Below are 23,427 nucleotides of genomic sequence, written 5' to 3' on the forward strand. Positions count from 1 at the left end.
TGCAAGTCAAATCTAGTTTTCAGCTAAATTAATTGCGTCCTGTAATTTTTTAACATTCATTTCATTCTTTAAGAAATCTTCATTTTCAATTGGTAGGTGTTGTTCAATTGAACTAAATGGTTGCAACTCAACTGTTCCATTTTCCAAATGATAATCCAAAATATGTCCACCCATCTCTTTTTTATCAGATAAAAAATGAAGATGGAACCCTGCTGCACCAATTCCTTGGAACAAACTAGGCGTGAAATAACCAACAATTGTGCCGTTAATTTTTTCTTCACTAAATTCTGCTTGTTTGTCTGTTACAGTAGTCAATTCTGGGTAGGGTTTACTTTGCTTAGCTACCGAACGCGTATGCATTTTGCTAAACGTTCCTTTAATGACAATGCTAAAAAATAAGTTTTGATAAGGATATAATTCTAGCAATTGTTCTTCTAAGACGTTACCTGCCACATTTTCAAATTGAATAGCCACCTCTGGCTGATTAAAATGTACTGTCGCAAACGGCACGAGAACGTCATCAGTAAGTTGATTGATCTGACCTTCTGATGTGATTTGAAATGCTTTCCCATCTATCACAATCATTTCACCGTCCAAATCACCAACCGTTCCGATACCATAATTGCCATGTTTCAATAACGTTTTAACCGGCAGCGTTCCTTCATACAATCCTTCAATTAATGCTGCTAAAGTACCGTGTTGATAAACTGTATTTTTATCTTGCATTTGGCTAAACTCCTTTCGCAATTATTCTAGTATAATTGATCCATTAAAATTGATTGGCCTAATTCTTTGTTATCTTTGTAATCAACTGGTACATCAACAATCACTGGACCATCAGTTGCAAATGCTTCATCTAACGTCTTAGCTAAGTCTTGCGCTTTTTCAACACGCAGACCCTTTGCACCAAAACTTTCAGCATATTTTACAAAATCAACCGGACCAAAGTTAACCCCAGCAGATTTACCATATTTCATTTCTTCTTGAAATTTAACCATGTCATAGTGGCCATCATTCCAGATAATGTGGACAATATTCAAATTCAATCGAACGGCTGTTTCCAAGTCCTGCGCTGAGAATAAGAAACCACCATCCCCAGAAATAGACACAATTTGTGTATTTGGTCGAACTAATGCTGCAGAAATCGCCCAAGGTAATGCGACACCTAACGTTTGCATACCATTACTAAATAGTAAATGACGAGGTTCATAACTTCTGAAATGGCGTGCAATCCAAATATAGAAACTTCCCACATCAACAGTCACGGTCATTTCATCTGAAACACGTTTTTGTAATTCTTGAATAATGCTGAGTGGATGATTGACCAACGTTTCGTTTGTCACGACAGGTGCTTCATCTCTGGCTTGTAATTTTTCTTGCAATTCATCCAAATAGTCACGTGATTCAGTAGCCATTTGATACCCTTTCATGTAAGGCAATAAAAATTCAAGTGTTTGTGCAATATCGCCGACTAACTCTTTTTTAGGTTGGAAATTATGATCGATTTCTGAACGCATATCATCGACAACGACAATATTGGCTGTACTTTCAGCATTCCAGTTACGTGGTTCATATTCAATGGGATCATAACCAATCGTAATCACTAAGTCACTTTTCTTTAGTAATTGATCACCAGGTTGGTTTCTGAATAAGCCCACACGGCCAAAGAAATCACCAACTAATTCTCGTGAAATCACACCAGCAGCTTGGAATGTTTCGACAACAGGTAAGTGTGTTGCTTCAACTAAGTTGCGAATAGCCTGCGTCACTTCAGGTGATGAAGCGCGCATACCCACAAGTAACACAGGTAATTTTGCAGTTTTAATTTCTTGCGCCAATAACGTACTTTCAACTGGACTAGCTGGTCCTAATTTAGGAGCCATCATTGGTTGAATGACTTTTGTCTTCACTTCTGAATCTGTTACATCTTGTGGCACACTAACGAAACTTGCACCTTGTTTGGCTGCTTCTGCTTCTTGATAGGCATTAGCAATCACTTCTGAAATATTCTCAGGTTCTTGCACTTCTGCACTATATTTTGTAATAGGTTCAAATAAAGCTGTATTATTCATGCTTTGATGCGTTAATCTCGTTAAATCTGATCGTTTAACTTGGCCAGAAATAGCAAGAACAGGATCGCCTTCTGCTGTAGCAGTCACAACCCCAGTTGCCAAATTACTTGCACCAGGACCAGAAGTTGTTAAAACAACCCCCGGTTTACCTGTAATACGACCAACACCAGCAGCCATAAAAGCGGCATTTTGTTCATGACGCGTAATAATTAATTGGGGTGATTTAGGATTTGTTGGGTGTTCTAATTTTTCAAAAACACGATCAATCTTTGCACCAGGAATTCCAAATACATATTTCACATCATGGTTAATTAAACTATCTACAATGGCGTCTGCGCCGTAATATTTTTTATCTGACATTATGTTCCCTCCGAATTTGTTTGACTACTGTTCATGATAGCATTTTCATAAAAAAATAACTATATTTTTAACTTACAAATTGTAAGTTTATACAAAAAAAGGCGTTATCTCACCCATTACGGTTAATAACGACCCAATTATTTATGATTTCCTGTCACATTTGCGACAATTTTTTGAATAATTAATTTACGTTGGCCACCGATATCTTCTTCATTCCAATTAATCAACGGAATTTCAGTTTCGCCAAACGTTGCGGAAATAAGTTGATAGACTGTTTGTGATTCTAAATAATTAGACCAGCGTTTGTCTGCTTCGGCAAAAACATTATTAATCACAACGGTTGCTTTTTCTGTATCTGGTTTAAATTCACGGAACACGCGACCGATGAACCCAAAGTTCGGATAGGTTTCAATCTTACCTTCAGTAGCCACCACAATTTCTAACAAATTGATGTCTTTCGCATCCCTTGCTAATGTAAACCCACCATTATTACCCGAAACAGATTTTACAAGGCCTGCAACAACTAACTTACGCATAATTTTGCGTAGATATGTTTGTGAACCACCAAGTCGGACATTAATTACTTCCGACGAAATTGGAACGCCCCTGTTCTGTGTCGCTAACAAAGAAATAATGCAAGCTGCTTGTTCAAATCCTTTTGTTAATTGCATATTAGCCACCTCAATTGATTTTCAAATAGTTATGTTACAACGCATTAAGGATACCATATGTCGCTAATAATTGGTACTCCTTTATTTTAAATCAATTGCATATACCATTTCGCTAATTAACTTAGTTGGGCTAAACAGAAATGGCACTTCTCTTTTTTCAATAAATTGAAATTGTGACCGTTTTAAAACTTTGATAGAAGCCTCGTTTTCGGCAGTCGTAACACCAATCACGCGTTTCAAAGGTAGCTCACGAGCAACTAACAATAATCCTTGAACGGCTTCCGTCATTAGTCCTTGATTTTGGAAAGCAGGATTCAAGGCATAACCGATTTCTTTTACTGTCAGACTTGATTCTTGATTCTCATCAATCACTTCATACAAGCCAATATTGCCGACCACTTTTTGCGTATCCTTAAGTTCTATTGCAAAAATCCCTTGTTTTTGCAACGTTGCAATAAAGAGACTCGCTTCAACTAGTGAGCTCACTGGTACAAAACCAGCCAGTTGCCCCACATGAGCCAACTGAGTATATTCATAGATATCATCGACATCCGAATCACGTAATGGACGTACAATTAATCGGTTCGTTTCATATTGATTCATTTTTTTAGCCTCGATTTAAATTATTCAGATTTCTTTAGATGATTTAGAAAAGGATAAATACTCCGTGCAATCACAATCCAAGTTGTTGCTAAAAGAACTGATCCCACAGTATCTGTTGGGAAATGTGCTCGCAGATAGATTCTTGAAATGGCAATCATGATGACCCATAACACTAATAAACAATTAAGTAACCTATGTCGACTGGATTTAAATTCTAATGCCATAATACTCGTGACCGTTAAACAAAATAGCGCCACACCAAATGTGTGTCCGCTCGGAAAACTGAATCCACCGATGGACCCATGCCCCATTGGCCGCGGTCTCTGGACACTATTTTTAATTAATTTAACCAGCAAAGCGCCACTTAACATTGTCATCCCAGCCCAAATAGCAGGTAAAAAGCCACGTAGCCCACCTAAAGTAACAATTAAAATGACCGAATACATAAAAATCAGCGTCGGACTGCTTAGCCAACTGATTGCCCACATGATTTTCTGTAACTGCACTGTTGGTTGAAATCTGACCACTGCTACCACACTATTATCAATATAATGAAGGACAGCACTTTGGTTCAGCACTAACCAGGTCAGTATAAGGAATAGGCCACCACATCCAATCGCTAGCCAAATAAGCTTCTTTTTCTGATTAATCATCTCTATGCCAACTCCTTAATGACCGTCTATTTCATTCTCACAATTTATCATATTTCCTAATTCAATTAAAGTCGAAAATGACAAAGTTTAAATATTTATTCAGAAATCAACCGGACACTCACTTTTAAATAAGTTTGTGGTAAAATAAGACATCTTTATAAATTAAGAAAAGGGTTGGAAATAAATAATGAATACGCTACTACTCATGCTTGTCGCTGGTCTTGTCGCTGGGGCATTAGGATCCATCTTAGGGTTAGGCGGCGGAATCATTGTCACTCCCGTTTTAACTTTAATGATGGGTTTAGATATTAAATACGCAATTGGTGCCAGTATTATTGCTGTTATTGCAACAAGTTCAGGTGCCACAATTGCTTTTTTAAAAGATGACGTTTTAAATCTACGAGTTGCCATGTTTTTAGAAATCGCAACAACAATTGGTGCCGTTGGTGGCGCCATGTTATCAGGTGTCTTTAACACCTCAGTACTTTTCATCTTATTTGGCGCTTTCTTACTGCTTTCCGTTTACAATATGATCAAAAAGATTTTTGTTGGTGAAGAAGTTTTAAAATCAGCTGAACCAGATCGTTTATCAACAAAATTCAAATTGAACAGTTCTTACTATGATAAGCAGCTTAAAAAGCAAGTTGATTATCAAGTCGAAAATGTACCAGGCGGTATGGCAATTATGCTTGGCGCCGGTGTTGCTAGTGGCTTATTAGGAATTGGCTCTGGTATTTTCAAAGTTATGGCAATGGATACTGCAATGAAAATGCCATTAAAACCCTCAAGTTCCACAAGTAACTTAATGATGGGTGTTACCGCTGCTGCCAGTGCTACTGTCTACTTCTTCAACGGCTCAATCAGACCGGATATCGCGGTTCCATTAGCCCTGGGTATTTTGGTTGGCTCATCAATTGGCTCACGTGTCATGCAATATTTACCCGCAAAAATAATTCGTTTAATTTTCGTACCTGTTCTAATCTATGTCAGTGCTCAAATGATTCTAAAAGGATTCGGGGTGTCTATCTAATATGACTGAACACAATACCACATCAGCTGAAATGGCTAAAATTGAATTAATGATTGGTCAGATATTAAGAATCGGGGTCTTCGTTTCCGCAACTATCATGATTATCGGACTTATCTTATCATTAGTTACCGGTTCAACTGGCTATCCCGGCAATACTTTTCCAACTTCTTTTTCTGCCATTTTTTCAGGAATTGGCGCTTTGAAACCTTACGCAATTATGATGCTTGGCCTATTTTGTTTAATATTGACGCCAATTCTCCGAGTTGTCATTTCAATTTATGCATTCTATAAAGAAAAAGATTATTTATACGTTAGGATTACTGTTATTGTTTTAGTTATTTTAATCGCTAGCTTTTTCATTGGCGAACACTAATTAATAAAGGGGAACATTTTCATGTCAAGTCGTCGAGAAGAATACCAAAGGTCTCAAACTGAACAACCACATCTACGCGCAAATGATCAAGCGCCATTGCCAAAACGTGAAAGAAAAAGCAATCATAAAAATCCTCGTCGTCGCCGTTTAATTTGGCTCATTATTTTGATTCTTGTCATTTTCGGTGGTATTTATGCCTACAAAAAATACGCAAATGCTAAAAATGCAGCTGACAAAGTTTACACATCAGCCCAAATTACTAAAGCTAGAAACGTTTCAGACGTCTTAAAAAAAGGCCGCCCTATTTCAATCTTACTTTTAGGTTCCGATGATGGTGCCGTGGGACGTTCTAATAGCGGTGGTAGAACGGATACCTTAATTGTCGCTACACTTAATCCTAAAACAAGTTCCATGACTTTAGTGAGTTTACCACGAGATGCTGAAGTTGCTGTCTCAGGTTATGAATCAAACTTTCCAAGCAAATTAAATTCAGCTTATGCTTACGGCGGTATCGCAACTTCCGTTAAAACTGTTGAAAAGTTCTTGAACGTACCAATTGATTTCTACGCAACAATCAACATGGGTGGTTTAGAATCATTGGTTGATGCTGTGGATGGTGTGGATGTGAAGTCCCCATTGACTTTTACCTATGATAAGGCAAGTTTCAAAAAAGGCGTTAAAACTCACGTCAATGGTAAACAAGCCCTTGCCTATGCCCGTATGCGTCACGAAGATCCTTTAGGGGATTACGGTCGTCAAACGCGTCAACGTCAAATTATCATGGCTGTTGCCTTAAAGAGTACCAAGCTCCAAAACTTATTAAGCGAAAAGTTCCTAGACACAATGTCATCTCAAATGAAAACAGATTTAACATTCAATGATCTCGCTGTTTTGGGTACAAATTATCGCAAAGCCACACATCATTCTAAATCTGATCATTTACAAGGGACTGGCACAATGATTAACGGCGAATCTTTTGAAGTCGCCAATGAAACTGAAAAACAACGCATCACTGATAAATTACGAGCTTCACTTGATTTAGTCCATGCAGAAACTGGAAATACATTATTAAAAGATCAAAAAATCAACACAACTCGTAACTAATACAAAAAAAGGGTCGTCAATTAATTGACGACCCTTTTTCATATAAAAAACAACTCACCAAAACGGTAAACAGTTCATTTTTTTAAATTAGTCTTTGTTTACGTTTACTGCTTGGGGTCCACGGTCACTATCTTCAACGTCAAAAGTTACTTTTTGACCTTCGTCTAATGTTTTAAAACCGTCGCCTTGGATTGCTGAGAAATGTACGAATACATCGCTACCATCTTCGCGAGTAATAAAACCAAAACCTTTATCTGCGTTAAACCACTTTACTGTACCTTGTTCCATGAATAAAATCCTCCTTGTGCCTATTTGACACGTTTTATTTATGACTCTCGAATCGTCCCAGTTGGTATCGTTTCCGAAGACACTCACCAACTTCATTTGATTCGAGAAGCCACCTAAATTATATCACGTCCAATTACAAAAATAAATTCAAAAACACCACTTATCCTTAATTATTTTCATCTTCAAGTGGTAAGGCTAAATCATCATTTTCTTTCAAATGACGTGGTTGATATTTGCCCATTAAATAGCCCTGTATCAGTTGCATGACTTCGTAACGGTCATTTCCTGACAAAACTTTATCGCGATATGAGAGTGTTGCCGTCCGTGCGAATAAATCTTCAAGATCAACCATTTCATTACTCGTTTGACCTACTAAAAAATCAATTGAAACGTGAAAAAAATCAGCTAATTTTCTAACTTCCAAATATGAAGGCGTATTAATACCACGCTCCCAACTCCCAATTTGTGGGCCAGAATTCAAATTCTGCGTCGATTTTTGCGATTGATTCAACCCAACAGCTAATTGCGTCAATGTTAATCCACTACCTCTGCGCAATGCTTTCAGCCTTTCCGGAAACATAAACAACACCTCTTTTAGTTAAGCATACCTCTTTTTCAAAAAAAATGTCGGCTTTTACCCAAATAAACCACCCACATAATAGGTCACAACCATCGTAATTAACCCTACAACGACGTTTCTTAACATTGCATGTCGAATATTGTTATGCCCTAATATGCCACTCGTTGCACCCGTTAAAAGCAAGGCTAAAGCAACGCCTATAACGGTCATTGGAATCATAAATCTCGTGGGCAATAAGGTAATCAGGAGTAACGGTACTAATGAGCCAACCACAAATGAGACCATTGATGACATTGCCGCATGTCGTGGATTTAAATACTCGCCAACATCAATGTTGTTAACTTCTTTGCAATAATTTTCTAATTCATTTTGAGCCATTAATTCATTAACCGCGTCTGTTGCAACCACTCGTGATAGACCCTTAGCTTGATAAATATCAATTAAACGTTCAACCTCAAGTTCACGATTTTCTTTCAATTTTTTGGCAGCTAATTCAATCACTGATTTTTGTGTATCTCTTTGTGCAGAGACCGAAACGTATTCACCACCGGCCATTGAAAAAGCACCTGCAAACATGCCTGCTAATCCCGCTAAAACAAGATAGTATTTTCCTTGACTGGCACCTGCCATCCCCAGAATAACCCCCGCAACTGAGATAATGCCATCATTGGCACCTAAAACGCCCGCTCTTAAAATATTTAATTTAGTTGATAAAGCCATTCCGACTTTGACTGCGCGACTATCCATCAATTTATCCACTCCATTTCCAATAAATTAAGTATATGCCAATTGAGAACGATTATCAGTTAGTTTTAGTTATTCTATCAAAGAACCTGATTGCCTTATCTTAAATTGGGCGCAACCTTTCCCTTTTAACACTAGAAATCGAAAGAAACTGCATTTCAACCCATTATAGGCTATAATTAAAACAGTTGTTCGAAAGAGGTGAATCAGATGTCTGACTCAAAAAAGTATCCAATTAGTCCCTATTTTGAAATCAAAAGTAATCATCCTTGGTACCTTGATGCTGAAATTGAAGGATTAGCGCATTACAGTCAAAATTTCAAAATTGCACTGCAGAATATAACTAAAAATGAAAATATTAATAAGGGCTGGCGTGATGAAGATTTAGAAAAGAACATTCAGTTGCTACTCCTTATTGATTACGAAGAACTTGAGGTCTGGAAATACCCTGTTGATTTGTCATTTGATAACCTATCTTTAAAAGAAGATATTGTCTCATTAAGCGAAAACAGTCGTATTGCTCTTTATTTTGAGGACGATCAAGCAGTTATGCGTAAGCTTGGCTACCTACCAAAAGAAGATACCTTACAAGTGCATAACATTATAGCAGAACTAGCCGATTATAAGCTGGCCACTTATTTAACAGGTGGCCCTTATAAAAAGCTCACATTTGAAGATAATGAACTTGAAATTGAAAATGGATTTGAAGAATTCCGTTTGAACATTTTAATCTACTAAAAAAGCATTCTCAGCTGAGAATGCTTTTAATTTACTTATTTTTACCTTTTTTACTAAAAATTGACTTAGCTGAGCGCTTTAGAATATCACTCATTCCAAGTGCTTGAACCATATTAGCCGGGTCAACATAGTTACGAATGGCCCGCAACACAGTTTTAGGCTTTTTAGAGGCAAATGTAAATGTCCCACTTTTTTTTGTTTTAATAGCATAACGTGGAATCCAATGTCCTTTAAACATCACAGATGCGATAACTTGTTCAACCTCATCCCAAGGAATTTGGATATACTTACGGGTATCACTTTGATTGTAAAATTCAAACCCTTTATCGCCAATCATAATTTTCCCATAGTCCGCTAATCCTGTGAAAGCAGTCGCATCTATTGTTAAGTCTACTTTTGTATTAATTGATTGAACCATATCGTATCGACTCCATTTTCTGTTTTGACGTTGGTTAATTATACCGTGATTTAATTGATTAAACCAATTAAAAAAACTCGGGATATTTTCCCGAGTTCAGTTTTAATTTTATAGAATGTGAAGAACATGAGCACCAATACCAAATACGAATAAACCTAAAATGATAATGATTGGTGAAACTTTCTTCTTCAATAACCACATACATAAGAATGTAAGTAATAACCCAGCTAAACCTGGAATTAATTGATCCAAATTTTGTTGTAAGGTTGTTACTTTATCTGGTGTTAATGATAAACCTTTACCCAAGTTATATTGTGTTAAGGCTTCTTGAATACCTGCAGATCCTTTTGGTAAATTAGCCCAGTCAATGAAAGCACCTTTGGCTAATTTAACTGTCGAAACCACTGGTGTGAACGTAATTGAAACCCATCGTTGAACCAAGGCCGCAAGAACAAACATCCCTAAAATCGAAGCACCTTTAGTGATATCTTTTAATAAACCACCTGAAAGATCTTCTGTAATTTTAGAACCAGCTTTGTAACCAAATTCTTGTGTATACCACATGAATCCCATACGGATAAGGTTCCATGCAACGAAGAAAATAATTGGTCCAAGAACATTACCACCAATAGCTAATGAAGCGCCTAAAGCACCTAACATTGGACGAACAGTAAACCAGAAAACGGGATCGCCGACACCGGCTAAAGGACCCATCATACCAATTTTAACACCTTGAACTGCAACGTCATCAATGTCAGCACCGTTAGCACGATCTTCTTCAAGTGCTAAGGTAACACCAAGGATTGGTGATGCAAGATAAGGATGAGTATTAAAGAATTCCATGTGACGTTTTAAAGCTGCTGAACGATCTTCTTTTGTTTTGTATAATTTTTTAATAGCTGGAATCATAGAGAATGCCCAACCACCATTTTGCATACGTTCGTAGTTCCATGAACCTTGAATGAACGTTGAACGCCATGCTACAGCTAATCGATCTTTTTTAGTTAATTCAATTTTATCTGCCATAATATTTTTCCTCCCTCTTCTAGTCTAATAGTCGTTTAGAATTTCGCCAAGTGGATCACCGGAACTACTGTTACCACCGCCACCATTTGATGAACCACCCATTTTTTCGAGGTTCAAGTAAATAAGAGCAAGGGCAACACCGATAGCACCAATAGCAATCAATGTTAATTGCGTAATAGCTGCGACTACGAACCCAAGAATGAAGAATGGCCATACTTCTTTTGTAGCCATCATGTTAATAACAAGTGCATAACCAACGGCAACCACTAATCCACCACCAATGGCCATACCATCAGTTAACCAAGCGGGCATTGAGTTCAAGAATCCGGCAACAGTTTTTGCTGGAATAAAGAGAAGTGCTCCTGCTGGGATAGCAATACGGATACCTTGCATACAAATAGCAAGAATATGCCATGCTTCTAACTTACGGATATTACCTTGTTCTGCGGCAGCATCCATTATATGAACAATAGGAACAGCCAATGTACGAACAACCATTGTTAAGAATAATCCGGCAACGGCTAAAGGAACGGCAACAGCGATAGCTGCAGGAACACCTTTAACACCTTGTCCACCTAATACTAAAATAATTGCTGATGCAACTGCGGCAAGTGCAGCATCGGGAGAAACAGCAGCCCCGATATTTGCCCAACCAAGTGCGATCATTTGTAATGTACCACCAAGAACAATTCCGGCAGTGAAATTACCAGTTACTAAACCGATTAAGGTACATGCCACTAGTGGTTGATGGAATTGGAATTCATCTAAAATTCCACCGATACCAGCTAGAAAGGCAACTAATACTACTAAAATCATTGATATAGCTGACATAATAAGCCTCCTAAATTAATTTCTTTTTATTGTGTTCTTTAAGCTTTAGATAATTCTTCCTTAGCTTTTTTAAGAATGTTAGCCATGTTATCTTTTGAATCATTAGGCACTTTACGGACATCAAATTTAACGCCTTTTGCTTCTAATTTTTCAAAAGTTTCAACATCTTCTTTTCCCATTGATAATACGTTGTTAACAACTACTTTACCAACTGAATGAGCCATTGAACCAAGGTTAATTTCGTCAAATGTCATTCCGCCATCCATAGCTGTTAAAACATCTTCTGGACTTTCAAAAAGAAGTAATGCTTTCATTCCACCAAAACGAGGGTCTTTTGAGACTTCAATCATCTTAGCAATTGGCACAACATGTGCAACAATACCAGGTGGTGAAGCTTGCTCGATTAGGTTTTTACGAAGTGTATCCTTAGCAACATTATCAGAAACAACGATAATGCGGTCAGGTTTAACTGATTTAGACCATGCTGTCGCAACTTGTCCATGCAATAAACGTGAATCAATACGTGTTAAGACGTAATTGATTTTACCATCGCCGATAACAGTTCCTTCAGGAATTGAACCAGTAGGTGCGTTTGTTGTTGCAACAGTTGCTTCTTTTGGTGCTAAATCTTCTGGTTTAATCTTAACGCCGCCTTTTGCTTCACCTAAGATACTTGCAGCAATTTCTTGTGCAGAATCCATTGATAAACGTGCTGCATAAGCTTCAATTAACATTGGTAAGTTCAAACCTGTAACAATTGCCCATTTATCCTTATGAGCTTCAAACAAGCCGTTAGCTTGATTAAATGGTGAACCACCCCATAAATCGACCAAGAACAATACTTGCTCTGGATCATCAAAAGTAGCAATTGCTGCTTCAAGATGGGCTTTCAAGTCGTCTGGTCCTTCATTAGGCATGAAAGTGACTGCTTGAACATTCTCTTGTTCACCAAAAATCATTGAACCGGATTGCATGATGCCTTCGGAAAATTTACCGTGACTTGCAATTACAATTCCAACCATTTTTAAAACCTCCTAAATTTTTATCAGATTCTTTCAGAACTTTAGCAAAAACGCTTACATTTATAATATAAAAGCAAAAAATTTCAAAATCAACTTAAGCGTTTTGCCTCTGTCCATCCACAATCCAATTTAATTTTAAATGCCACGAAACGACAAATAAACTATCGTTTACATAACGTCTCTGTTGATAAGTATAGCACAATCATTACGATTTACTATTAAAAAATTAAATCTGTACACGTTTACAATTATACCTTTTAATTGAATAGTTACGCTATATCCATTTCTATAATGAGATTTTGAACGTTTACATGTCTTGTTTCATTCAAAATAAACCTATCTATACCAATTTGCAAAAAAAGTTGACCTATCATAGGAACTATTTCTATTTTTCGCTATAAAGTGACCTAAAAATAAGTGCAACTATGTTCTTAACCGATGTCACTCTCTATACTACAATCCTATTTTTTATAAAAAAATAAGTACTGATGCACATGCATCGGTACTCATCTTACTAAGATCTATTCAAATTTTTTTATTGTGACATTTTACATTTATACCTCAACTACCTGATTAGCAGCCAAAAGATATAAATATTTATGGGCCACTTTCATGCCTGTCATACTCGTTAATGCCTCACCGTATAAATTCAATTGACCACGGTATCGAGTGGTTATTTTTTCAATTCCTTCTATAGTACTGTCTTTAGATACTTTATCTGTTTTATAATCGAACAACACTAATTCACCATCTTCAACAAAATAACCATCAATAATCCCATGAATCAAGACTTTTTCATCAGGTGACTCTATATTTTGAAACAACTCACTGGCTGGCAACAACATCGAAAAAGGGGCTTCACGTTGAACCGCACTTCCAGCCTTCAAAACAGATTTGCCCAAATCAGATTGAAAGAAATTAGCAATATGTTGCCCATTAATCAGCGCTGCAACCTCTTTAGTTAAGACTTTAGCTGCTACTAACCGCTCAATTTCAGTTTGAATCCCTGCTAAAGTGACTTCGCCCGTCAAATCGAGCTCCTGTAACACTAAATGCGTGGCACTACCAATATCACTACCCGTTGGTACTGTTACCCCCTGCATAAACTTCGGTACAGCAAGCTCGCTGGCCACATATCGATTGCCTTGCCCGTCTACACTTAATTGATTCATTTCACGACTAGTCGGATCATCAAATAATCGTTTCACTTCTGATACTGCTTGATAAGCAGTTGTTTTAGTCAAATGCTCAAACGGGTATTGAAAATTCAAAACTTGCTCAATTTGATCAACATCAATATCACCAAACGTTTCAGGCATCTCACTAGTTGTCGTTTCTAACCAATCTGTCTGCGAGACTTCTTCGCTAGCCACGCTCAGCTGTTTTAAATCTGTTTTCTGATAAAATTTAACACTAAATTGTGTTTCATCATCACTTAATAACAACGATGCTGCTGGCATATCTGATAACAACGCTGCGTCAAACAGTGGATGTCTCACCAATGCCATCCCAATCCAATCCATGAAGTTTTTAATCCCACTTCGTGCTGTCGCATTCAGCACAAGTTGCTGACTTTGGAATGCCTTTTGCCAATGATTAATTGCTGTTTTTTTATTCGCATAAGCACCCACAATAAAGAGTCGTTGTTCTGCACGCGTTAACGCAACGTACAACAAGCGCATTTCTTCAGCTTCCGATTTCGCAATGGCAGCCGATTTCACAATCGTTTTTTGTAATGTATCCATCATGATACGATTTTCGGGATTCAAATAAGTCATACCAAGGCCAGCATGATCATCAATTAGATAAGGCTTGCGCATCCCCATTTGATTAAACTGATGCGTGGCATCCACAAGAAAGACCATAGGAAATTCAAGACCTTTACTCCCATGAATAGTCATCACTGACACCGCATTCTCCACATTTTGCACAGGTGCTTCAGCTAAATCTTTATCTCGTTCCTGCATTTTTTCAATGAAGCGTACAAACTGAAATAACCCTTTAAAACTACTATTTTCGTAAGCATGTGCCCGATTATATAACGCATGTAGGTTAGCTTGACGTTGACTTCCAGCAGGCATACCCCCAACGTAGTCCAAAAACCCAGTTTCTTCGTAAATCTGCCAAATCAAAGTTGCAATCTGATTTTCATGCGCAATTTCACGAAAACCTGACAATTGGCTCAAGAAACGATTTATTTTATTATAGAGATTTTTTGCGAAGCCACTTTCTTTAAACGCATTAAAGTTTTGATAGAAAGTCAATACTGCTTGATAGTAATCATCTGTCCTGTTGCCGATACGCAGATAAGCCAATTGATTCTCGTCCAATCCAACAATTGGCGACCGCAATACACTGACCAATGGAATATCCTGATAAGGATTATCAATAATCCGCAATAAAGCCATCATAATTCGCATTTCAGTCGTTTGAAAATAACTTTCTGCATCGTTCACGACAACTGGAATACCCATTTTTTTGAACCTATCAATAATCGCTAAATTATTCTTACGGGTTGGTACCAATAGTGCAATATCACGATATTCAACCGGACGTTTTTCTGAAGCGCTGCGATCAAAGATTTCCGTTTTATCCGCAATCAGCTCCTGAATTCGTTGCCCAATCAAAGCTACTTGCCCTTCTGACTTACCGTCAATTTCAAATTGCTCGTTAGTTGCTTCAGTCTCATCATCTGGATTATCGAAACGTTCAGGTTCATCAGATTCGTAAATTAAAACTTCAGCCTTCTGTTCAACGTCAGGATAGTACGACGCTCCAAAGGCTAACTGAGCATCGTCATTATAAGCCATTTGCCCAACTTTTTCGTCCATAATTTGCGTAAAAATTAAGTTAGTAAAATTCGTTACATTCTTCACAGAACGAAAATTTTCAGCCAAAATAATCCGGTTACCCTCGCTGTTTTTATTCTCATAAGCTTGATACTTACTCAAAAACAAACTAGGATCAGCCAGTCTAAACCCATAAATAGACTGTTTCACATCCCCCACCATAAACATATTGACAGGGTCTTTCGTTGTAATTCGCGTTAATATTGCTTCCTGTAATTGGTTAGTATCTTGATATTCATCAACCAGCACTTCTTTATATTTAGCTTGGAGTGCCGCTTGCGTTTGAACAGATGTCTCCGATTCACTCGCCAAAATAGTCAATGCTAAGTGCTCCAAATCATTAAAATCAAGTATGTGACGTTGGCGTTTCTCTTTGGTAAAGGCGTCACTAAATAACCCAATCACATCGACTAATTTTTCAATCAATTTTTTGGATTCCGTCATAATTTCCAACGTTTCCGTTTCATTTAGCACGAAAAATTGTTCAGATAAATGAGTTAACCGTTTTTTTATACTATCTTTCAGTTCTTTAATCCGGTCTTTCGCTATAACCTGTTCGTCTTCTAGGTTTTTTGCTGGCACACTTGGCGCACGCTTCAACTCATACCCACGAATATTATCTCGGAGCTGATTCCAAGGCGCATCATTTTCAACAGATTGAATAATAGGCAAAAGCTGCTGGCTTTCTTCTTCAGTCACAACAAGATGTTTATTCAAGTCAAATCGAGTTGCCAAATCCAACGCTGTTTTCAAATCAGCTTGAATTTGCGTTAAATCAGCTTGAACTAATGGTTTAATATTCGTTTGGTAGAAAGGACTACCAACCAAATCATCCCCCACATCGTACGCTGCAGATAAACTAGCCAACCAAGCAGCAGGGTTGGGTTTCGAACTCGCAAATGTAAATAAGCTGAAAACGAGTTCAGATAATCCCTCATCATTGCGGTCGTTTGAAAAATTTTGCGTTAAGCTTTCAAAAACGGCATCATCCGCAGCATACAGTGTTTCACGTAATTCTTCCCAGACGTTTTCTCGTAACAAAGCAGCTTCCGTCACATCTGTTAACATTCTAAAAACGGGATCCAAATCAATCACATAGTAATAACGTTTGATTAATTGTAGACAGAAGGCATCAAATGTACTGATATTAGCAACTGGTAATTGCATGAGTTGTTCCATTAAATATTGTTTTTGTTCTTGATTATCTGCTTCATTGATTGCTTTTTGTAAAGCCACTTGAATTCGTTGACGCATTTCTTTGGCAGCAGCTTCCGTAAACGTCACAACAAGTAACTCATCAATAGTCGTTTTATTTAAGATTTTTTTTATCACACGTTCAACTAAAACGCGGGTTTTCCCTGAACCGGCAGAGGCCGACACAAGTATATTCGTCCCACTTTCATCGATGGCACGTTGTTGGTTAGGTGTAAATTCAAATTTACTCAATCGTATCGTCCTCCCCATCTGTCAGGCGTTCTTTGATGTCTTCCCAACTTAATTTACTAATTTCATGATAATTATTTTCAGGTAACATCGCGTCAAATTGAAAAATTGATTTATACGGTGAATACTGCAAAGCCGTTTTTTTTGCATTCCAACGTGCAGGACTTAAGGCCGTTGCCCCTGAAAAAATATCGTTCGCTGCTTTCATAATTAACTTTTTATTATGTCCTAAAAGTAAATTCAAGTCTTCTTGTGTAATCAACTTCTTTGAACGAGATGAAGGCGACGTAAACCCTTTTTTCGTTTTTCTAAACGGATAAATCATTGAATAACCCGTTGATTCATCTGCAAAATCTGTATCCAGATTACCAAGCAACTGGTCATCTTCCAATAATAAACCATCCATTTGATTCGCTTTTAACAAGGTATCAGATAACCCATTTTTCTGCACATCTTCAATTTTCAACTTAGGATTTTGTAAATGCATGTAAACTGCGCCAGCTGCTAACGTCTGCAGATCATTCTCTGGTGCAATCATATCAGCATTTTCAATCAGAGCTTGTAAATAAGTCAGCATTTGCATGGATAATCCATAAAAGGCATCACTAAAATCAAATTTTCGAATACCTGATTTATAATCAATAATTCCGAGATATTGCTTTGAATCAACTTTCATATAATCAATGCGATCAATTTTACCGCGGACTTTAACTGAATGTCCTTTAGGTAATTCATAAGCCAAGGCTTTCAATCCAGATTCAGCCCCAACATGTCCAAATAGGACTTCTGTTTTTAGCGGTTTCATCTTAGTTTGTTGACCTTGTTGCCACATGGCATGCGTCACTTGTTTCAATAATAAGCTTAATTGTTTAGCGATGTAGCCCATGCGGCTTGAACTACCAAGAATTTGAAATTGTGGTAACTCTCGCATATCTTTTAAAATCACATTTAAATAATCATCTAATTGTTCTTTAGACACATCAGCATAAATCTGGTTGGCGTCGGTAACGGCTTTCATCAATTCATCCAATCCCATATGGAAAAACTCACCCGTACTTGCAGGTGATAGTTCAAAAACATCACGTTCTTTCAATTTTAAACCGTATTGTAAAAAATATTCGAACGGATTATTATAGAACGTTTCCAATTTTGAAATTGACGTATTCATCTGCGTCCCGTATAAGTCAGTCACAATTTCTGGGGTTAAATTAACGGGCACATTTTTATAATCCAAACTACCTAATAACTGTTTCGTCAACGATCCTATTTCCAAATCAGCTAACAATTGACGTAAAATATATTGCCAACTATCGGGCATTGGCGATAAAGTCGTTTTCGCAAGATGAGACACCACCACCAACGATGATAAGGTACTCCGCTTCGTCCCAATAAAGCCAAGCGCTGACTGTTCTGTCAGTTCAGGACTAGCTGCTAAATGTTGAACAGCTAAATTAAAGTGCGCTTTAATCATCATGAGATAAGGTGACGGATTTAAATTCTTTTCGCCATCATTACCACTTGGATATGAAAAAATAAGTTGTTCACGGCTACCTAAAAAGGCAAGGTAGTTCACAAATGGTTCAGCCGCCATTTGACTGATAGCAGAATCTGATAAATATTGATCATCAGATAAGTGATCAGCCATTTCTACGCGGTCATTATCCGTTAATAATTGCGTCTGACTTACCTGTTCCGGCATAACCATATCCGTTGACCCAATCATAAAGGTCATTTTTCGATTGTTCATTTGAACCATCCCTGATTCAGAAATAACGACTTGATCCAAAGTAGAGGGAACTTGTGAATAACTTGCCCCTTCAAAACCAGCTTGAATCAAAGCCATAAAGTCATCAACATGGAACGTTTGTGTCCCTAACGTGTCCACATATTCATCCAACATCCCCACAAAAGTCTGCCAAGTTTGTTCGGGTTCTTCAGATTGAGCCACATTTCCAACAGCCAAATAGCGATCACGCCAACTTAATAACCGCTGTGTGACACCCTGTTCAACAAGGAATTGATAAATAATCTTGGCGCCTGCTTCACCTGTCTTCGCTTGATCCAATTGCTTGAAAAAAGGTGGCAACGCCTGCTTTACAAAATGTCTAATTTGATTTATTTGCGTTGTAATTGCTTGATCCTTGTCCGTCTGTTGCTCATCTGCATCTGTGAAATCGAATCGGTAAAAAGTCCAATCATCTTCACGTAACCATTGAGAACCAGAAAAGCCATATTTTAAGACCATATTTTCAGTTAAATCAACGGCACTACGATACTGCTCAATTGGCATTACCCTATTTTCACTTTGTGGGATTAATAATTCTGTTTTCAATAAACGCATCATTGCGCTATATTGGTAATGCTTCGCTTTTACTTCAAATAACGCAGCTAATAATTCAACTAATGGATGGTCGGCCATCGCATGCTGTAAATCGTTAAAATACGGTACTTGGAATTCATTGAATACTGGTGGGATCACCGTTTCATAGCTATCTAAATGACGTGTTAAAATCATAAAATCACGGTAGCGATAACCTTGCGTTGCCACCAACTGCCTTATTTTTGTTGCAACTTGTCGAATTTCGATATAACGACTATCTGCTTCAAAAATTTGAATCGAATCAGGCTGAGCCAACACTTCCGATTTTGATTTAACTAACCGTCTCGACGCAATCCAAAAATCTTCTAACCGGGATAAATCTGGATTCTGATTATCTTTAGTTTCAGCATAACTATCTGTTAATACTGAAACCTTAGCTTGATGGGCTTTGGCATTCAAATCGACATATAAACGACTTGATTTATAAAATAAATCAGACTTCTCTACAACCTCATGCGCATGACCTTTATCTAAAACCAACCCGATGGTTACTCGTTTGGCGCCTTTAATTAAGGCCGTCACAAGTTCTTGTTCTTGCGCCGTGAATTGTGAAAAATGGTCAATGTAAAAATAACTCGTCTTTAAACGATCATCTGTTAAATAACGACTCAATTCCGCTAATAAATCATTATTTTCAATATAACGATTAGCCATCGCAGCATCAAAGGCACGATAAATAATTTGTAAGTCATGTAATTTAGCACCTAAATCACCTGTTGTTGGAAATGATTCAGCAATTTGCGCTAAATTTTCAGCGGTGACACAGCCAACTTTGAGTTCTTTCAGTTGACTCACTAGTTGTGAAATAAACCCTGTTTGCGTTTTTTCACCTCGAAAAATGGTTAATTCTTCTTCATGTTCTGAAATAAGATGATAGACCAACATGTTCAATCCAGATTGTGACAACCGTGGTATCTGGTAATACGGTGTATTTTTCAAAAAGAACCATGCCAATCGGGTAAATGATAAAACTTGAACATTCGATTGTGCAAAGAGATTTTGTTCAGCAAGTTTTTCTGCCCCTAACGCTTCAAGAACACTAACTTCCGCTTCAAATTTAATATGATTAGGAACGAGATAAAAAAACTGCGCCGTTGGATCAATCCCTTTTGATTCTTTTAACTGCGCAACAAGACTTTTTTGATGATCTGTACTCGCTTTCCCTACGACAAATTTCAAACTCATTTTAACGCCCCTTTTCATCCACTAAATCGTTCTTATTCTACTAATATACCATATTGCTATTTCTCATTTTGCTTCCTCTTTACCTAACTAATATATGCCCAATATATATATAAAATAGAACTAATAAGATCTTAAATAACATTGGAGAAAGACGACTATCATTAGCAGATCATAAGGTAACCGACGTGTTTTCATCTGCCTAAATGATACGGAAATAATTGAAACATAAAAAAGAGAATCAACAGAGTATTAATAACTAACAAAAAAATAGGAACAATTGATTGTAATTTCTTAGACATAAAAGAACCTCCAGTAGTTGTTATGCAAAACAAGTATACCATTGAAAACTTTTAAAATTTGTTCGGATGAGACTCATCATTTAAGCTAACAATAATTAGCAAAAGCCAAAATAAAAACCGCTAGCAAACTCACAAAAGTGACTTAACTAACGGTTTATTTTAATCTTTTGCTGTGAATAATTTATCAACTGAACGGTTTTTATGAATCAAATCAATTGCTTGACCAAAGAGATCAGCAACTGATAAACGAACTAATTTATCAAGCTTTTCTGCTTCTGGTACAACAATACTATCAGTCACAATGACTTGTTTAATATTATCATCAGACAAAGCTTCAATTGCGCCATCTGACATAACAGCATGCGTTGCACAAGCGTAAATGTCTGTTGCACCTGCAGCATTAAGTGCACGAGCTGCATCTGTCATCATTTTACCAGTATCAATCATATCATCGATAATGATACAACGACGCCCTTTGACATCACCAATAATAGATGTTGCTGCACTATTGTCAGCAAAGTCAGAACCACGTTTATCGACAATGGCAATCTGAGCTTTGAGCTTTTCAGCCATATTACGAGCACCTTTAACACTATTATGATCCGGTGAGACCACAACAACATCATCTGTAATGCCTTTTTCAATAAAGTATTTTGATTGGATTTCCAATGACACTAAATGATCCACTGGAATGTTGAAGAACCCTTGCAATTGAGCAGCATGGAGATCAAGTGTAATGACACGAGATACGCCTGCTAATTGAATGAAATTAGCAACTAACTTAGCTGTAATAGGTTCACGTGAACGTGCCTTACGATCTGAACGTGCATACCCATAATAAGGCATCACAACATTAATGGTCCCGGCACTGGCACGACGTAATGCATCAACCATAATCAAAAGTTCCATTAAGTTTTCATTAACAGGATTTGAAATTGATTGGATAATATAAATATCTGCACCACGAATACTTTCATCGATGTTAATTTGAATCTCGCCATCACTAAAATGTTTCACGGATGCTGTAGAAAGGGGTGTATTTAAAACGTGAGCAACCTTCTCTGCTAACTCTACGTTAGAATTAAGTGCAAATAATTTTAATTGACCTTTTGCGAATTGACCCGACATGATAGCCTCCGTTATTATTCTATATTTTTTCTTTATTATTCTATTATAATGAATTTACGTGTAAATTACTATCATCTGTCTAAAAAGTTTTACGATTATCTGAATACTTATCCAAGAGCAAACGACATAGCACCTATTTAATGGTAAAATAGAGGAACACGAGTTTAAAATACAAATTAATTATGGAGGATACAAAAATTGTCTAGTGGTACAGTTATCATCAATTTGCTTGTCATCTTGGTGACGTTAGCTGCAGCAGCGTTCTTCGTTGCCGCAGAGTTTGCCCTCGTTCAAGCACGTCCAAGTGCTATCGAGGCTGATATTGAAACAGGTACCGGAAATCGTAAAAAGCAAGAAAGAGCACTAAAAATGCTTGCTCATCTGAACGAATATCTCTCAACAACACAAGTTGGTGTCAGTGTCGCCGGTATTATCCTTGGTTGGGTCGGTGAAAAAACCATTGAATTCTTGCTAGTGGATGTTCTCAAAATCTTCCATTTTGCATCAGAATCAGGTTTAAATATTATTGGGGCAATCGTTGGTGTCCTAATCCTGACCTATGTTGAAGTTGTTTTCACGGAAATCGTTCCTAAAAACATTAGTATCGATATGCCAATCAAAGTTTTAATGGTTGTCCTCACACCATTACGTTACTTCCATCTCGCCTTTTATCCATTAGTTTGGTTATTGAATAACTCAGCAACACGAGTTGCCAAAATGATTGGTATTACGCCAACCGATGAAAACAGTGAAGTCTTTACCCAAAAAGAAATTCTAGCCTTATCACAAAATGCCGTTTCAGGTGGTGAACTTGATCGAGACGATTATGTCTACATGCAACGGGCTTTTGATTTAAACGATAAAATTGCCAAAGATATTATGGTTGATCGAACAAGTCTCTACGTCGTTGATATTACGGATACCGTTCATGATGTTATCAAGGACTACTTACATCAAGGCTACAGCCGCTTCCCAGTGGTTGCTAATAATGATAAAGATAAAATTCTTGGTTATGTTTATATCTATGATTTGGTTAGACAAGCCGAGATTGATGATACGATTTTAATTAGTAAGATGCTTAGATCAATCATTACGGTTCCAGAAACAACGCCTATTAGAACCTTGTTAAGCCAAATGATTAGTAAACAAACACCTATCGTAGTTGTGCTTGATGAATATGGTGGGACAAGTGGGATCGTCACTGATAAAGATATCTACGAGGAACTCTTCGGAACAGTTAAAGATGAAATCGATGACGTTTCAAGTGAGTATATTATCAAAAATGATGACGGCTCATACAATGTCAGTGGTAAAACTACTCTCTATGATTTTGAGCGCTTCTTTAAAATTCAGAATAAAGAAATGAAAGCGTCAGAAAGTGTGACACTTGCTGGTTTCATTCTTGAAAATCATAAAGTTAAATTAAATGCTATCATTCAATTCGATGTCTTTGAATTTAAGATTATTGAATTCAAACGTAACTACATTGATTGGTTCCAAGTAAAACACCTACCAAACCCAGTAGAATCAACTGAAGAAACAATAGCTGATAAAGATTAATAAAAAAATAAAGGCTACTAATGACAGATTTCTTATCATTAGTAGCCTTTATTTTTTGGTTCATTATTAA

At 37.2% G+C, this 23,427-nt stretch carries 20 protein-coding genes; 5 read left to right on the plus strand and 15 right to left on the minus strand.

Going from position 1 to position 23,427, the window contains the following annotated elements:
- Positions 1-12 precede the first annotated feature (12 nt).
- The 5 genes from budA to ACVPPR_RS08320 all read right to left on the minus strand — a co-directional run bounded on the left by budA (position 13) and on the right by ACVPPR_RS08320 (position 4,359).
- On the minus strand, positions 13-726 hold the full coding sequence (budA, locus tag ACVPPR_RS08300) for an acetolactate decarboxylase (RefSeq protein WP_462297174.1): 714 nt from the start codon (positions 724-726) through the stop codon (positions 13-15).
- A gap of 26 nt (positions 727-752) precedes the next feature.
- Positions 753-2,432: an acetolactate synthase AlsS gene (gene alsS, locus ACVPPR_RS08305; protein WP_462297176.1), complete on the minus strand. Its 1,680-nt coding sequence runs from the start codon at positions 2,430-2,432 to the stop codon at positions 753-755.
- 137 nt (positions 2,433-2,569) lie between these two features.
- Positions 2,570-3,103, minus strand: a complete 534-nt coding sequence (locus ACVPPR_RS08310; protein ID WP_462297177.1) for an Rrf2 family transcriptional regulator — start codon at positions 3,101-3,103, stop codon at positions 2,570-2,572.
- An 81-nt stretch (positions 3,104-3,184) separates the two neighbouring features.
- The gene (locus ACVPPR_RS08315; RefSeq protein ID WP_462297179.1) at positions 3,185-3,706 is read right to left on the minus strand and encodes a GNAT family N-acetyltransferase; all 522 of its coding nucleotides are present in this window, start codon (positions 3,704-3,706) and stop codon (positions 3,185-3,187) included.
- Between the two features lie 20 nt (positions 3,707-3,726).
- Complete coding sequence (locus tag ACVPPR_RS08320; RefSeq protein ID WP_462297181.1) at positions 3,727-4,359, minus strand: phosphatase PAP2 family protein; 633 nt, start codon at positions 4,357-4,359, stop codon at positions 3,727-3,729.
- A gap of 187 nt (positions 4,360-4,546) precedes the next feature.
- Here ACVPPR_RS08320 and ACVPPR_RS08325 point away from each other — a divergent pair, with 187 nt between their 5' ends.
- From ACVPPR_RS08325 to ACVPPR_RS08335, 3 genes are read left to right on the plus strand one after another with little or no spacing between them, the layout of a single operon-like run.
- Positions 4,547-5,389: a sulfite exporter TauE/SafE family protein gene (locus ACVPPR_RS08325; RefSeq protein WP_462297182.1), complete on the plus strand. Its 843-nt coding sequence runs from the start codon at positions 4,547-4,549 to the stop codon at positions 5,387-5,389.
- Between the two features lies 1 nt (position 5,390).
- Positions 5,391-5,762 (plus strand): DUF1634 domain-containing protein, encoded by a 372-nt coding sequence (locus tag ACVPPR_RS08330; protein WP_462297184.1) that lies wholly within the window; start codon positions 5,391-5,393, stop codon positions 5,760-5,762.
- A 21-nt stretch (positions 5,763-5,783) separates the two neighbouring features.
- Positions 5,784-6,866: an LCP family glycopolymer transferase gene (locus ACVPPR_RS08335; protein WP_462297186.1), complete on the plus strand. Its 1,083-nt coding sequence runs from the start codon at positions 5,784-5,786 to the stop codon at positions 6,864-6,866.
- A gap of 87 nt (positions 6,867-6,953) precedes the next feature.
- On the opposite strand, the gene ACVPPR_RS08340 is transcribed toward ACVPPR_RS08335, so the two are convergent.
- The 3 genes from ACVPPR_RS08340 to ACVPPR_RS08350 all read right to left on the minus strand — a co-directional run bounded on the left by ACVPPR_RS08340 (position 6,954) and on the right by ACVPPR_RS08350 (position 8,481).
- Complete coding sequence (locus ACVPPR_RS08340; protein WP_112251328.1) at positions 6,954-7,154, minus strand: cold-shock protein; 201 nt, start codon at positions 7,152-7,154, stop codon at positions 6,954-6,956.
- A gap of 166 nt (positions 7,155-7,320) precedes the next feature.
- Positions 7,321-7,734 (minus strand): helix-turn-helix domain-containing protein, encoded by a 414-nt coding sequence (locus ACVPPR_RS08345; RefSeq protein WP_462297188.1) that lies wholly within the window; start codon positions 7,732-7,734, stop codon positions 7,321-7,323.
- Positions 7,735-7,788: 54 nt separating this feature from the next.
- Positions 7,789-8,481 (minus strand): VIT1/CCC1 transporter family protein, encoded by a 693-nt coding sequence (locus tag ACVPPR_RS08350; protein WP_462297189.1) that lies wholly within the window; start codon positions 8,479-8,481, stop codon positions 7,789-7,791.
- A 207-nt stretch (positions 8,482-8,688) separates the two neighbouring features.
- On the opposite strand from ACVPPR_RS08350, the gene ACVPPR_RS08355 reads away from it, so the two are divergent.
- Positions 8,689-9,216 (plus strand): hypothetical protein, encoded by a 528-nt coding sequence (locus ACVPPR_RS08355; protein WP_462304131.1) that lies wholly within the window; start codon positions 8,689-8,691, stop codon positions 9,214-9,216.
- Between the two features lie 31 nt (positions 9,217-9,247).
- Here ACVPPR_RS08355 and ACVPPR_RS08360 read toward each other — a convergent pair whose 3' ends face one another.
- The 7 genes from ACVPPR_RS08360 to ACVPPR_RS08390 form a co-directional block, all read right to left on the minus strand.
- On the minus strand, positions 9,248-9,634 hold the full coding sequence (locus ACVPPR_RS08360) for a DUF956 family protein (RefSeq protein ID WP_462304132.1): 387 nt from the start codon (positions 9,632-9,634) through the stop codon (positions 9,248-9,250).
- A 108-nt stretch (positions 9,635-9,742) separates the two neighbouring features.
- Complete coding sequence (locus tag ACVPPR_RS08365) at positions 9,743-10,660, minus strand: PTS system mannose/fructose/sorbose family transporter subunit IID (protein ID WP_462304133.1); 918 nt, start codon at positions 10,658-10,660, stop codon at positions 9,743-9,745.
- Between the two features lie 24 nt (positions 10,661-10,684).
- Positions 10,685-11,491, minus strand: a complete 807-nt coding sequence (locus ACVPPR_RS08370; RefSeq protein WP_462304134.1) for a PTS mannose/fructose/sorbose transporter subunit IIC — start codon at positions 11,489-11,491, stop codon at positions 10,685-10,687.
- Between the two features lie 38 nt (positions 11,492-11,529).
- Positions 11,530-12,513, minus strand: coding sequence for a mannose/fructose/sorbose PTS transporter subunit IIA (locus ACVPPR_RS08375; protein ID WP_462297197.1), 984 nt, complete (start codon positions 12,511-12,513; stop codon positions 11,530-11,532).
- Positions 12,514-13,067: 554 nt separating this feature from the next.
- Positions 13,068-16,826, minus strand: coding sequence for a helicase-exonuclease AddAB subunit AddA (gene addA / locus ACVPPR_RS08380; RefSeq protein ID WP_462304135.1), 3,759 nt, complete (start codon positions 16,824-16,826; stop codon positions 13,068-13,070).
- Positions 16,801-20,370, minus strand: coding sequence for a PD-(D/E)XK nuclease family protein (locus ACVPPR_RS08385; protein ID WP_462304136.1), 3,570 nt, complete (start codon positions 20,368-20,370; stop codon positions 16,801-16,803). The genes addA and ACVPPR_RS08385 overlap by 26 nt, the downstream gene beginning before the upstream one ends.
- Before the next feature lie 458 nt (positions 20,371-20,828).
- On the minus strand, positions 20,829-21,797 hold the full coding sequence (locus ACVPPR_RS08390; RefSeq protein ID WP_462304137.1) for a ribose-phosphate diphosphokinase: 969 nt from the start codon (positions 21,795-21,797) through the stop codon (positions 20,829-20,831).
- 198 nt (positions 21,798-21,995) lie between these two features.
- On the opposite strand from ACVPPR_RS08390, the gene ACVPPR_RS08395 reads away from it, so the two are divergent.
- Positions 21,996-23,357: a hemolysin family protein gene (locus ACVPPR_RS08395; protein WP_462297204.1), complete on the plus strand. Its 1,362-nt coding sequence runs from the start codon at positions 21,996-21,998 to the stop codon at positions 23,355-23,357.
- The last annotated feature ends 70 nt before the right edge of the window (positions 23,358-23,427 follow it).

Source organism: Dellaglioa sp. L3N (genome assembly GCF_054941095.1).

What these genes read in the sequence shown, in the direction of transcription:
- ACVPPR_RS08360 (WP_462304132.1), bottom strand. Translation starts at nt 9,634, where the DNA reads ATGGTTCAATCAATTAATACAAAAGTAGACTTAACAATAGATGCGACT.
- ACVPPR_RS08365 (WP_462304133.1), bottom strand. Translation starts at nt 10,660, where the DNA reads ATGGCAGATAAAATTGAATTAACTAAAAAAGATCGATTAGCTGTAGCA.
- ACVPPR_RS08320 (WP_462297181.1), bottom strand. Translation starts at nt 4,359, where the DNA reads ATGATTAATCAGAAAAAGAAGCTTATTTGGCTAGCGATTGGATGTGGT.
- ACVPPR_RS08385 (WP_462304136.1), bottom strand. Translation starts at nt 20,370, where the DNA reads ATGAGTTTGAAATTTGTCGTAGGGAAAGCGAGTACAGATCATCAAAAA.
- budA (WP_462297174.1), bottom strand. Translation starts at nt 726, where the DNA reads ATGCAAGATAAAAATACAGTTTATCAACACGGTACTTTAGCAGCATTA.
- ACVPPR_RS08390 (WP_462304137.1), bottom strand. Translation starts at nt 21,797, where the DNA reads ATGTCGGGTCAATTCGCAAAAGGTCAATTAAAATTATTTGCACTTAAT.
- ACVPPR_RS08310 (WP_462297177.1), bottom strand. Translation starts at nt 3,103, where the DNA reads ATGCAATTAACAAAAGGATTTGAACAAGCAGCTTGCATTATTTCTTTG.
- ACVPPR_RS08375 (WP_462297197.1), bottom strand. Translation starts at nt 12,513, where the DNA reads ATGGTTGGAATTGTAATTGCAAGTCACGGTAAATTTTCCGAAGGCATC.
- ACVPPR_RS08340 (WP_112251328.1), bottom strand. Translation starts at nt 7,154, where the DNA reads ATGGAACAAGGTACAGTAAAGTGGTTTAACGCAGATAAAGGTTTTGGT.
- ACVPPR_RS08370 (WP_462304134.1), bottom strand. Translation starts at nt 11,491, where the DNA reads ATGTCAGCTATATCAATGATTTTAGTAGTATTAGTTGCCTTTCTAGCT.
- alsS (WP_462297176.1), bottom strand. Translation starts at nt 2,432, where the DNA reads ATGTCAGATAAAAAATATTACGGCGCAGACGCCATTGTAGATAGTTTA.
- ACVPPR_RS08335 (WP_462297186.1), top strand. Translation starts at nt 5,784, where the DNA reads ATGTCAAGTCGTCGAGAAGAATACCAAAGGTCTCAAACTGAACAACCA.
- addA (WP_462304135.1), bottom strand. Translation starts at nt 16,826, where the DNA reads ATGGGGAGGACGATACGATTGAGTAAATTTGAATTTACACCTAACCAA.
- ACVPPR_RS08345 (WP_462297188.1), bottom strand. Translation starts at nt 7,734, where the DNA reads ATGTTTCCGGAAAGGCTGAAAGCATTGCGCAGAGGTAGTGGATTAACA.
- ACVPPR_RS08325 (WP_462297182.1), top strand. Translation starts at nt 4,547, where the DNA reads ATGAATACGCTACTACTCATGCTTGTCGCTGGTCTTGTCGCTGGGGCA.
- ACVPPR_RS08355 (WP_462304131.1), top strand. Translation starts at nt 8,689, where the DNA reads ATGTCTGACTCAAAAAAGTATCCAATTAGTCCCTATTTTGAAATCAAA.
- ACVPPR_RS08350 (WP_462297189.1), bottom strand. Translation starts at nt 8,481, where the DNA reads ATGGATAGTCGCGCAGTCAAAGTCGGAATGGCTTTATCAACTAAATTA.
- ACVPPR_RS08330 (WP_462297184.1), top strand. Translation starts at nt 5,391, where the DNA reads ATGACTGAACACAATACCACATCAGCTGAAATGGCTAAAATTGAATTA.
- ACVPPR_RS08315 (WP_462297179.1), bottom strand. Translation starts at nt 3,706, where the DNA reads ATGAATCAATATGAAACGAACCGATTAATTGTACGTCCATTACGTGAT.